Origin of the sequence: Paenibacillus sp. 1A_MP2 (assembly GCF_052244825.1) — a bacterium.
GTDB classification, from domain to species: domain Bacteria; phylum Bacillota; class Bacilli; order Paenibacillales; family Paenibacillaceae; genus Paenibacillus; species Paenibacillus vandeheii.
Window position 1 is genome coordinate 1,308,754 of sequence record NZ_JBQQCS010000001.1, and the last position, 11,887, is coordinate 1,320,640.

Sequence of the window (11,887 nt, forward strand, 5' to 3'; positions counted from 1 at the left end):
CTGGAGGAGACGGTATGTCTGATTTTGCCAAGATTGAACTTCGCAGCGATACCTTTACTCTGCCTACTCCTGAAATGCTGGAAGCCATGGTTCAGGCTGAGCTTGGGGACGATGTGTACGGTGAAGACCTTACTGTAAAAAAGCTGGAATTGAAGGCAGCGGAAATGCTGGGAAAGGAAGCGGCCATTTTTATGCCCAGCGGCACGATGGCTAACCTTGCTTCTATCATGGCCCATTGCCCACGTGGATCAAAGGTACTCGTTGGTGATGAGTCGGATATTTATATTTATGAAGCAGCGGGGGCGAGTGTTTGCGGAGGGATTATGTACGAACCAATCAGGACCCAAGCGGATGGGCGTCTTGATCTTGAAGACCTACAAAAGGCAATTCCCCGGGACCCGGAAGACCCGCAATTTGCTTTGCCGGGATTGCTCTGCCTGGAGAATCCCCATAATCGCATGGGCGGACGAATATTACCACTGTCTTATCTGGAGGACATTCGAGCATTTGCCAAAGAGCATCAAATCCCTGTGCACATGGACGGTGCTCGAATCTGGAATGCCTCTGTAGCAATGGGGATACCGGCAGCCGTAATTGCCGATTACGCCGAATCCCTTCAGTTTTGTCTTTCCAAGGGCTTATCTGCTCCCATTGGCTCCATGGTTGTTGGCAGTGAGACGTTTATCCAAAAGGTATACCGAATTCGCAAAATGCTTGGCGGAGGCATGCGACAGGCAGGAATAGTTGCGGCAGCGGGACTAGTCTCCTTAAACAAAATGGTATCGCGGCTAGCGGTAGATCATTCGAATGCCAAACGGCTCGCGGAAGGGTTATCGTCCATTCCGGGTATTGCGTGTGAGCCTCAGACTGTAGAGACCAATATCGTTTTTTTTCGCGTAACCGACCCCCGATTTACGTGGCAGAGCTTTGTACAGAAATTACATCAAAAAGGAGTACACGTCGATGAGCTTGGACATGGCCGTATTCGCGCAGTGACTCATGTAGGAGTCAACTCGCAGCAGATTGAGGAGGTCTTGCATCATATAAGGGATACACTGGCATGAACAATTAAGGGAGGGGAATGGCTTGGAATTTCCGAATGCTTGCCTTCATGAGCTTTTCGAACAGCAGGTCGAGCGGACTCCGCGGCATATTGCGGTCCTCATGAATGATTCATGCCTTACATATGAGGAATTAGACAGACAGTCCAATCGGCTGGGACATTATTTAATCCAAAAGGGGTAGGCCCCGATATACCCGTAGGCGTCTGTATGAATCGCTCGCCAGAGCTGATTGTGGTATTACTCGGGATATTAAAAGCTGGCGGTGCTTACGTGCCGCTCGACCCGGAAGCTCCATATTCCCGCAAGCAACAAGTATTGATCGATGCAGGAGCTCGCTGTTGTATCATCGATCAAGTCGGGCAGCCCGATACTTCATACATTGCAGAGGAGATGCTTGTCCTCGCGGCCTTCTTCGAGGAACTCAAGAATCAGCCTGACAGCTCGCCGCGTACCGGGGTTCGTCCTGATCATCTTGTCTCTGTTTATTATACTTCAGGTTCTACCGGCAAGCCGAAAGGTGTTGCCAACATGCATCAAGGCTGGGTGACGGCGCTATTGTCCATGCAGCAGGTCTTGCAGCTACAGCCTGGAGAGACCGTTTTGCAGAAAACGACACTGACCTTTGATGATGCGGCGCTGGAAATCTTTTGGCCGCTGCTTGTCGGGGCAGAATCGCACTTCTTGAGCCAGGATTGCATCGGGACCCTGAGGCGATCGTAGAGGCTGTCATACGATATGACGTCGCTTTCCTTGTTCTAGTCTCGAGTATGCTTGGCCGATTGCTGGATGTGGTTACGTCGCAACAGGTCCAAAGAATGACACACTTGAGGGGTTGCTTCGGAGGGGGCGAGGCACTTCCAGCACAGATGGGGCGCCGATACATGCAGCTTCATATGCCCGGTGACTTATACAATCTTTGGGGGGCAACGGAACTATCTATTGGTTCCACGTTGCATCGCTGCACGATAAAGGACTTCTCGGCAGAGGGCCAAATTTCCATTGGAACACCTTTGAGTAACAGCAGGGTCTATATTCTGGACCACAGTTTACAAAAGGTAGCGACTGGCATGACCGGTGATCTTTATGTCGCGGGTCAAGGCTTATCAAGAGGATATGTCAATGATCCCGAACGAACGAACTTGGTGTTCATCAAAGATCCGTTTGTTCCAGATGAACGAATGTATCGAACGGGGGATCAGGCCTATTTTCACGAGGATGGAAGCATTGGGTTTGTGGGACGGTCCGATCATCAGGTCAAAATTCGCGGCATTCGTGTTGAACTTGGTGAGATTGAATCCGCGTTGATCGCCGAACCCCACGTTAAAGAAGCTGCGGTGCTGCTACGCGAGGACATTCCCAATATCCAGCGCCTGACGGCATATGTCGTATTGTACCCCGACCAGTCAACAACGGCGGGACAAATCAAGGAGGCCTTACAGGAAAAGTTACCTGCTTATATGATCCCGCATTTTATTATGCTGCTGGATGAGCTGCCGCTGAACAGCAATAGCAAGCTCAATCGTCTCGCCTTGCCCATCCCATCGGTTGCTGTTGGCGACTCTACGACAGAGAATGAACCGAAAACAAAGATGGAAATTTTTCTCGCTGAAACGTTCGCGGACGTCCTACGGCTTGAACGGGTCGGACGGAAGGATGACTTTTTTGAAGTTGGGGGAGATTCGATTTCTGCTTCAAAGGTTATGAGTCTGCTTCGTTCCTGCACAGATCCGAACCTGCCGCTGACATTGATCTTTGCCCAAAGAAACGTGCAGGATTTAGCCAGATATCTTGAAGATCGTGGGTACCATGGCGAGAATTTGAATACACAGACATTGTTTACTTCCAATAAATTGGCCGATCAAAAGCTGGAAATGTCCTTTGCCCAGGAACGTCTCTGGTTTGTACAGCAAATGGAACCGCTTGATCCGGTTTATAACGAGCCTTTGGCTTACCGACTGGAAGGTGAAGTGGATACCCGGGCGATGCATGAGGCGTTGCTCGAATTAATACGCCGGCATGAGGCGTTGAGAACAACCTTTACCGTTGTAAATGACCAACCCGTACCGATCATTGCTGAAGAACTGGAGCTACAGTTCCCGATCATTCCATTGGAAATGGGTGCAGAGGATCATCTGGAAACGCTCATTCAGCAAAGACTGAGCGAGGAAGCACGCAAGCCTTTTGACCTGGAGCAGGGACCTTTGATCCGAACGGTTCTGTTCAAGCTTGAAGAGGGTAGCCATATTCTCTTCATCAATATGCATCATCTGATAACAGATGCCTGGTCGAACGTGATTTTCCTGGATGAACTGAACATTCTGTACAAAGCTTACCTTGATTACAAACCAAGTCCGCTATTGAAGCTACCCCTGCAATACTCCGATTATGCTGTATGGCACAAGGAATGGATTCGGGAGAATGGTCTTCGGAAGCAGCTTGATTTCTGGAAAAACGAACTATCGGGAGAACTGCCCATTTTGCAGATACCAACCGATGAACCTAGACCGCCTATTCAAACCTTTGCAGGGGATAAAATACATTTTACACTTCCAGAGCAGTGGATGCCGCGCATTCAGGCGCTTGGCCGGCAGACGGAAGCATCCGTATATATGATTTTGCAGGCCGCTTTTAGCCTCATGCTTCATCGTTACTCCGGTCAAAAGGATATCGTTGTCGGGTCACCCATAGCAAACAGGAATCAGCATGGACTGGAGCAAATGATGGGCTTTTTCGTGAATACGGTAGCTATACGCAGCCAATTTAAGGGTGAAGACAGCTTCCGTGTCTATTTGCAAAAGGTGAAAGAACGGTGCCTCAACGTCTATGAGTATCAGGACATACCGTTCGAATTACTGGTTAGGGAGCTGCAACCTGAACGGAATCATGCCTATTCTCCGATTGTTCAGGTCATGTTCGCTTATCAAAACCAGTTAGAGGAAAGGCTGGAGCTGGGTGATCTGACTGTGCATCCAATCGAAGTCAACAGCAAGGTTTCACGATTTGATCTGACCCTTTTTGTGAAGGAAGCAGCTTCCGGACCGTTGTCATGTACGTTCGAATATAATACTCGACTGTTCAGAAGAGCAACAATAGATCGAATGATCAAGAGCTTTACATCCCTGATGGAAGCGATTTTGGGTGATCCAGAGCAGAGCATAGCCAGGCTGCCTCTGTTATCGGCGGATGAGCAGCAGCGCATGCTTTATGCGTGGAATGATACTTTTGCAGCGTTTCCTTCTGAGGTATGCCTGCATGAATTATTTGAACGTCAGGCAGGTGAAACTCCCCAGCTTATAGCGGCAATCTATCAAAATAAAATGTTAACTTACGAGGAACTGGAGAAGCGCTCGAATATGCTTGCGAACTACCTGTTGCTTCACCATCTTGGAGAACGAAGTGTTGTAGGGGTTTGCGTAGAGCGATCATTGGAGTTGGTAGTCAGTCTGATGGCGATTTTAAAAGCAGGCGCTGCTTTCGTTCCCATCGACATGGAACTGCCTTCAAGCCGAATTCGGCACATTTTGCAAGATGCGGATGTGAAGGTATGTCTCATCCAGGAACATGCAAGGGAGAAGCTTGCTATGGACGGAGTTGACCTCATATGTCCCGATTCGGAGTGGGATCTCATCAAGCAGCAGCCAACAATTAGACCTTTACGCAACGTTACAGCGGAATCGCCTGTGTCGGTGTATTATACCTCGGGCTCTACCGGCAAGCCAAAGGGACTTATCAATGTTCACCGGGGCTGGGTAAATCGAATGTGTTGGATGCAGAAGCACTTTAAGTTGCAAGCAGGGGAAACCGTTCTTCAGAAAACAACGTTGACCTTTGACGATGCAGCAGTGGAGTTCTTCTGGCCTTTGATCTCTGGCGGACGTGTGGCACTGCTTGAGCCTGGTTTCCACCGTGATCCACGTTCAATTATTGAAGCGTGTATTCAATATGAGGCTGTTCACGTTCAATTCGTGCCAAGTATGCTGAATCTGGTACTGGATGAAATCACGTCTGATGATGAGCGGCGACTCCGTAAGCTTCGCAGTACGATCTCGTCCGGGGAAGCGCTAACAGCAAACACAGTTAAACGCTTCTTCGCCAAGCTGCCGGGTACGCTTAATAACACTTGGGGTGCTACGGAGGTGTCGATTGACTCCACGCTTCATGTAGCAACGAGCGAGGATATGGAAGCCGAAGGGGCTGTGTGTATCGGCAAACCGATTGATAACAACCGCTGTTACGTGCTGGATGATTATTTACAGCCGGTCCCACCAGGAGTTAACGGTAAACTGTATCTCGCTGGAGTAGGGCTTGCTCAGGGCTACCTGAATATGGCGGACCGAACGGCTCAGGCATTTGTTCCAGATCCATTCGTTCCAGGAGAACGGATGTATCATACAGGAGACCTCGGCTTTTATCGTCCCGATGGCTCTCTCCAGTTTATAGGGCGTGCCGATAATCAAGTGAAAATACGCGGCATGCGGGTGGAACTGGGGGAGGTTGAAGCGGTGCTGCTGCTTCATGAAAATGTAAAAGAAGTCGTCGTGCTTGTGGATGAAGACTCATCTAACATCAAACGTTTGGTAGCTTATGTTGTGCCTTTGGATACCTCCGCAGATATAAGTGAGGAACTTCGCCAAATGGCAAAGGACATGCTGCCTGATTATATGGTTCCTTCCTTTATCCTGCTGCTTGATCGGATGCCTCTGAATGCGAACGGAAAGATAGACCGAAGCCAGCTTGCCAAGCCTGAACGACTCAGCCACTATGCTCCTGCCAGCTTCGTGGAGCCTCAAACTCAGATGGAGGAGTACCTTGTAGGAATCTGGCGTGAGCTTTTAAATATGGAGCATATTGGTGTAGAGGATCATTTCTTCGACTTGGGTGGACATTCCTTGCTGGCTACACAAATTGTCTCCAGAGTTCGCCGTCAATTGAAGCTGGAGGTTCCATTACGTGAAGTGCTGCTACATCCAACCATCAGGCAGTTTGCATCCAGAGTGGAGGAGTTTCTCTACGAGCAGATTCAGCAGATGAGTGACGAAGAAGTAGAAGCTATGATGAGATCCTGACCAGTTGTGCAAGAAAAGAATACTAAGGCTTGGGGGAAGCTGTTTGATTTGCACAAACATGATCGAGACGATAGGCAATACACCCTTGGTGCAATTAAACCATAATCGGATCATCGGTGGTAATGTCTATGCCAAGCTGGAATTGATGAATCCCTTTGGGATGAAAGACCGCGTAGCCAAACAAATTATTTTGGAAGCGAAGTATAGTGGGCAATTGCAGGATGGAGCTCCCATTATTGAAAGTTCGTCCGGAACAATGGCTTGTGGCGTTGCAATGGTTGGGACCTGCCTGGGGCATGAAGTTCATATTGTTACCGATCCGCGAATGGACCAGATTACTCTAGCCAAGCTGACAGCGTTAGGCTGCAAGATTGATATTGTGGAACAGATGGGCACAAACGGATGGCAGAGCGCACGATTGCAGCGACTCAACGAATTGATGAAGGAGCTTCCGGGGGCCTACTGGCCCAGACAATATGAAAATTCCAACAACCCTGCTGCATATCGTGAGCTTGCTCATGAGGTCATGAATGATCTTGGACGTGTAGATTACCTGGTTGCTTCTGTTGGAAGTGGCGGGTCTATGACAGGAACAGCCCGTGCACTCAAAAGGTACAACCCAGATCTCAAGGTGGTGGCGGTCGATTGTATTGGCAGCGTTATTTTTGGACAGCCTGATTGGCCCCAACGTTTGCAAGGCGGGCTGGGCAATTCCCTAATTGCACCAAACGTGGACCATTCGATCGTTGACGAAGTGCACTGGCTGAACGACGAAGAAGCGTTTGCTGCAACGCTTGCTCTGGCAAGAGAACAGCAGATTTTTGCTGGAAATTCCTCTGGTTCGGTCTACGCGGTAGTCAAATGGCTACAGTCTAATGTGCCTCAAGATACGAATATATTGGCCATTTTTCCGGACCGGGGAGACCGTTACGCCAGTACCATCTATAACAGGGACTACAGAAAAGAAAAGCAAATTGATGCTTTGCGCTTGCCTGAGGGACCGCAGTTTGTTCCTTATCAGACTGTCGTCCATTCGTGGTCCTACGCTAGGCTCTCGGGAGTGATGCACCGTGTCTAGACTGGTGTTTATTGAAGCAAACACGACAGGTACAGGAATGCTCGCCTTGACTCGTGCAGCAGGTTGGGACTTGACCCCGTATTTTATACCAATAATCCAGATAGGTACGCCGGATTAAAGGAAACGGGATGTCAGGTTCATGTGTGTGACACGAATGATTTGAATCAGTTGCGTAAACACCTTGCAGAGACGATTGATCCTTCGGGAATACAGGGGATAACGACAACCAGCGAGTTTTACTTGGAGCAGGTGGCTGCGCTGAGCGCAGAGTACGACCTTCCAGGGAATCCCCTTGAAGTTATTCACAGGGTACGAAACAAAGCAGAGACGCGCAGGAGACTTGCACAGGCAGGTATGCTTCAGCCCCCCTTCAAGGTGGTTCGCCATGAATCAGAACTGGCTACCGCACTGAAAGATATTGGTCTTCCCTGTGTAATCAAGCCAACAGAGGATAGCGGCTCAAATGCAGTTCGTCTCTGTATTAGTCTTGAAGTGGCTGAACAGCACGTGTCTAACATCCTTTCACATAAATTTAATGTACGCGGTCAATTAGCACCGAAGGAAGTTCTGATTGAGAGATATATCGTGGCTCCTGAATATAGTGTCGAGACGATTAGCTGGCAGGGCAAAACGGATATTATCGGTATTACTCAAAAGTCGCTTACAGGCCTTCCTTTTTTCGTAGAAGCAGGACATCTATTTCCGGCAAAATTAAGTTCAGTGCAATCCGACACGATCATTCAGACTGTGCTGCATGCCCTTGAGATCATCGGATTTCGTAATGGAGTTGCACATACCGAAATCAAATGGACGGAGAAAGGCTGCTCTATTATTGAGATTAACGGTCGTTTGGCAGGAGGGATGATTCCGGAACTGATTCGTCTCACCACAGGGGTGGATATGTTGGAGCAGCAAATATTATGTGCTTTTCGCGGCCCTACCATTCAACAGGTAAAGTATGAGGGTGCAGCCGGCATCCGGTTTCTAATGTCAGATACGGAAGGGCGGGTTGAGCAAATTATCGGCAAAGATCAGGCAATACGGATAAGTCATGTGAAGGAAGTTAAAGTTAACGTTCTTCCCGGGGAGCGTGTAACTCCTCCACAAAATGCCTATCACCGTCTAGGCCATGTTATTGCTGAAGGGAGCACCTTCGAGGAAACGGTTGGGACTCTCGATCATGCCATGAAACTTATTCAGATCATAGTAAAGTAATTAAGCGTGTAGGAGGACTTCATGAGTAAAATTTCGTTGGGTTTATTGAAGCAGAATGATTTTAGGAATTTCTGGTTGGGACACACGGTTTCGTCATTTGGTGTTCAGATTACGACCGTGGCTATTCCCCTGATTGCAGCACTAACCATGCATGCATCACCGCTTGAAATGGGATTTCTGACTGCAGTCGAATTTTTACCTTTTTTGCTAATCAGCTTGTTTGTTGGTGTGTGGGTGGACCGCAAGCCTAAACGTCCGATGATGATCGCAGCTGACATTGTTCGTGCTGTTGCACTCATTGCTATTCCTGTTGGAATCTTCATGGACATATTAACGATGCCCTTGCTTTATATCATTGCAGCAATCGTCGGTATAAATACGGTTATTTTTGAGATTGCTCACGTTTCGTATCTGCCTACGGTTGTCAAGAAAGATGAGTTGGTAGAGGGGAACAGCAAACTGGAGTTTAGCAGTTCTAGTGCCACAGTTGTAGGGCAAAGTATCGGCGGGGCACTGATTCAGATATTCTCAGCCCCCTTCTCTATTCTATTTAATATCGGCACATATCTGGTATCAGCCGTATATCTTGCTCGTATTAAAAAGCAGGAGGATGCAGTCGAGGTACCAGAGGGGTCCAAACAGAACATGGGAGCTGAAATTCGTGAAGGAGCAAAATTTGTTTTTCATAATAATATCCTGCGCGCTATTTTGATCGGAACAGTCATTTTTAATCTGTTTACCTATGTAATAGAACCTATTTTTATTTTGTATATTTCACGGACCTTGGCACTGGCCCCCGTCTATATTGGCTTGATCTTTTCGATGTCCGGTGTAGGTGCCTTGCTCGGAGCTTTTATTGCTGGTCCCATGGTGAAAAAACTGGGTATTGGTAAAACGATGGTGACTTCGTTGTTTCTTGCAGGTCTTGTCTCACTGGTTATTCCTGTAGCTACATTATTGCCTACCTTACCAGCCGTCATCCTCATCATGGTGATGTACATGATTGATGCTGCAATGGTCATTGTGTATAACATCAACCAGCGTAGCTTGAGACAGGGCATCACCCCGCAAAATTTACAGGGAAGAATGAATGCCTGCATGCGGATGTTTGGCATGGGTGTAGTTCCGATTGGCGCGGTGCTTGGAGGTTGGCTTGGAGGAATTATTGGTACGACGCCCACCTTGATTGTGGGGGCAATTGGACTGATGGGTTCATCTATTTTTATCGTGTTTTCATCGGTCCGAACCATTACAGAGCCTACGGGTCCGGATGTTACTTCATATGGGGGGTGATTGCTGAATCATTTGCAAGCCGGTCAGAGGCAGGAGAGTACAACAATTTTTCGATTTTGAAAATCAACTAAATACATGCTCTGAGGAGGATTTAGTATGCGTGGAGATTGGGATTGGGATAACTGGAAGGCACAATTTCGCAATCGGATTCAAACGGTTGAGGCGCTAAAAGAAATGATCCAATTAAGTCCTGAAGAAGAAAGAGCGATTAAAAAAAGTGAAGGGCTGTACCGTTGGGCCGTCACTCCATATTACGCTTCGTTGATGGACCCTACAGATTCCAATTGCCCAATTCGCTTACAAGCTCTGCCAACGGTTGACGAGTTGATGCCTAATATGTATTCCGACGTTGACCCCGTGGGAGATATGAAATATCGCAAAACGAATCGTATTGTTCATAAGTATACGGACCGAATTGTCATGCTAGTTACAGAGCAATGCTCCGTATATTGCAGACATTGCACGCGCAAGTATCATACGACGGATGTAAACGGGACTTATTTTGAGAAGCAGGAAGCGGAATCCTTTGAAGAGGATTTCAAATACATTGCAGAACATCCAGAAATTCGCGACGTACTATTAACCGGCGGAGATCCTCTGACCTATTCCGATGACAGGCTCGAGCATATCATTTCACACCTCAGAAGTATTCCACACGTCGAAATTATTAGAATTGGGACAAGGTATCCCGTTCTCCTTCCTCAGCGCATTACGAAAGAGTTTTGCGAAATGCTGGAGAAATATCATCCGGTTTGGCTGAATACCCACTTTAACCATCCGAAAGAAATTACGGAGGAATCGGCGAAAGCCTGTAATTTGTTGTTGAAGCATGGTGTTCCGGTACAGAATCAGTCCGTTCTGCTTAAAGGTATTAATGATGATCTGGAAACGATGAAAGCATTGCTCCATGGCCTGTTGAAGATTCGTGTAAGGCCTTATTATCTCTATCATTGCGATAATGTGACGGGTGTTTCTCACTTTATGACTCCGCTGGAAAAAGGGATAGAAATATTGCGTGGACTTGTCGGACATACGACCGGATTTGCAGTCCCAACGTATGTTGTGACAACCATCAACGGTAAAATCCCGATTTCGCTCGATACCATTGTCGAATACTCAGAAAAAGGATTAACGCTGTTGAGCTATGAAGGGAAAGAGACGTTCATTCCTTATCTTCGACCGCAGGGGGCAGTTAGTTCCAAAACATAATGACTATTTGAACACCGCTCAAATCCATCCAGGGTTTGAGCGGTAGTTCATCATTGAAAGTAACGGATAGTGGGCGAAAGCAATATCATTGTGGGAGGGTTCGATATGTTACTAACAGCCGAGCAAGTTGAGAGCTATAACCAGCAGGGGTATTTGTTTCTGGAGTCAGCAATTCCGAAGAATATATTAAATAAGTTGAATGCAGAAATTCCAGTTGTTTTTGCCGAAGATTCCCCAAGGAGAGTCTTTGAGAAAGATAATCGAACGATTCGCTCTATTTATGCCCCTCACTTCACGAACAACACCTTTGATCAGCTCAAATCCTACTCGAGGCTATTAAATCCGGTGATGCAGCTCCTGAATAACGAAGTATATCTACATCAATACAAAATTAATGTAAAAGCGGGCTTGGCAGGTGAAATGTGGAACTGGCATCAGGATTATGTATATTGGGAAAAGGAGGACGGGATTGCTACGCCAGAATTAATTAATGTAAGCATTTATCTGGATGAAGTGACGGAGTTCAATGGTCCGCTGGCTATCATTCCGGGCTCCCACAGATTGGAGAACATGGACACGGTGATCAGTGGATCTGAAGCTGAGTCAGATGAAGCTTGGCAGAATCATTTGAGCGTTGATTTAAAGTACACACTGGATAAGCCCTTACTACGCAAACTGGTCAATGCTTACGATATTGTTGCCCCTAAGGGGCCAGCGGGCTCTGTACTGATTTTTAACCCATTAGTGGCTCATGCATCAGCGCCTAATATTTCTCCATTTGATCGCAAACTGTTAATTATGACGTATAACGCGGTGAATAATTTGCCTCAGATTGAATTAACACGTCCTGATTTTCTTGCTGGTCGTGATTTTAATGCATTAGAGGTTTTGGAACATGAAGAATGGAAAGAGGAGTTGCTTGAACAGCAAGGTTCCGTTTTCTAATTCTATACCTGCTTAAT

At 47.3% G+C, this 11,887-nt stretch carries 8 protein-coding genes and 1 pseudogene; all 9 read left to right on the forward strand.

The features are described 5' to 3' along the window. The first annotated feature begins 14 nt into the window (after positions 1 to 14). The 9 genes and pseudogenes from ltaE (at position 15) to ACTWJ7_RS06570 (ending at position 11,870) form a co-directional block, all read left to right on the forward strand. Entirely contained in the window at positions 15 to 1,064 is a 1,050-nt protein-coding gene (gene ltaE / locus ACTWJ7_RS06530; protein WP_079350201.1) for a low-specificity L-threonine aldolase, read from the forward strand. Positions 1,065 to 1,253: 189 nt separating this feature from the next. Further along, positions 1,254 to 2,794 (forward strand): annotated as a pseudogene (locus ACTWJ7_RS06535) (non-ribosomal peptide synthetase); the annotation flags it as partial. A gap of 180 nt (positions 2,795 to 2,974) precedes the next feature. Then, positions 2,975 to 6,130, forward strand: a complete 3,156-nt coding sequence (locus ACTWJ7_RS06540; RefSeq protein ID WP_443146346.1) for a non-ribosomal peptide synthetase — start codon at positions 2,975 to 2,977, stop codon at positions 6,128 to 6,130. Between the two features lie 58 nt (positions 6,131 to 6,188). Continuing rightward, positions 6,189 to 7,208, forward strand: coding sequence for a cysteine synthase family protein (locus tag ACTWJ7_RS06545; protein WP_079350272.1), 1,020 nt, complete (start codon positions 6,189 to 6,191; stop codon positions 7,206 to 7,208). Continuing rightward, positions 7,201 to 7,326: a hypothetical protein gene (locus tag ACTWJ7_RS06550; RefSeq protein WP_443145214.1), complete on the forward strand. Its 126-nt coding sequence runs from the start codon at positions 7,201 to 7,203 to the stop codon at positions 7,324 to 7,326. Before ACTWJ7_RS06545 ends, ACTWJ7_RS06550 begins: the two co-directional genes overlap by 8 nt. A gap of 23 nt (positions 7,327 to 7,349) precedes the next feature. Continuing rightward, the gene (locus ACTWJ7_RS06555; RefSeq protein WP_443145215.1) at positions 7,350 to 8,423 is read left to right on the forward strand and encodes an ATP-grasp domain-containing protein; all 1,074 of its coding nucleotides are present in this window, start codon (positions 7,350 to 7,352) and stop codon (positions 8,421 to 8,423) included. A 21-nt stretch (positions 8,424 to 8,444) separates the two neighbouring features. Next, entirely contained in the window at positions 8,445 to 9,716 is a 1,272-nt protein-coding gene (locus ACTWJ7_RS06560) for an MFS transporter (RefSeq protein ID WP_079350198.1), read from the forward strand. Positions 9,717 to 9,812: 96 nt separating this feature from the next. Further along, positions 9,813 to 10,925 carry an arginine 2,3-aminomutase gene (blsG, locus tag ACTWJ7_RS06565; protein WP_301879928.1) on the forward strand — a complete coding sequence of 371 codons (1,113 nt, stop codon included), beginning with the start codon at positions 9,813 to 9,815 and terminating at the stop codon, positions 10,923 to 10,925. A gap of 105 nt (positions 10,926 to 11,030) precedes the next feature. After that, positions 11,031 to 11,870 (forward strand): phytanoyl-CoA dioxygenase family protein, encoded by an 840-nt coding sequence (locus tag ACTWJ7_RS06570; RefSeq protein ID WP_301879927.1) that lies wholly within the window; start codon positions 11,031 to 11,033, stop codon positions 11,868 to 11,870. Positions 11,871 to 11,887 lie beyond the last annotated feature (17 nt).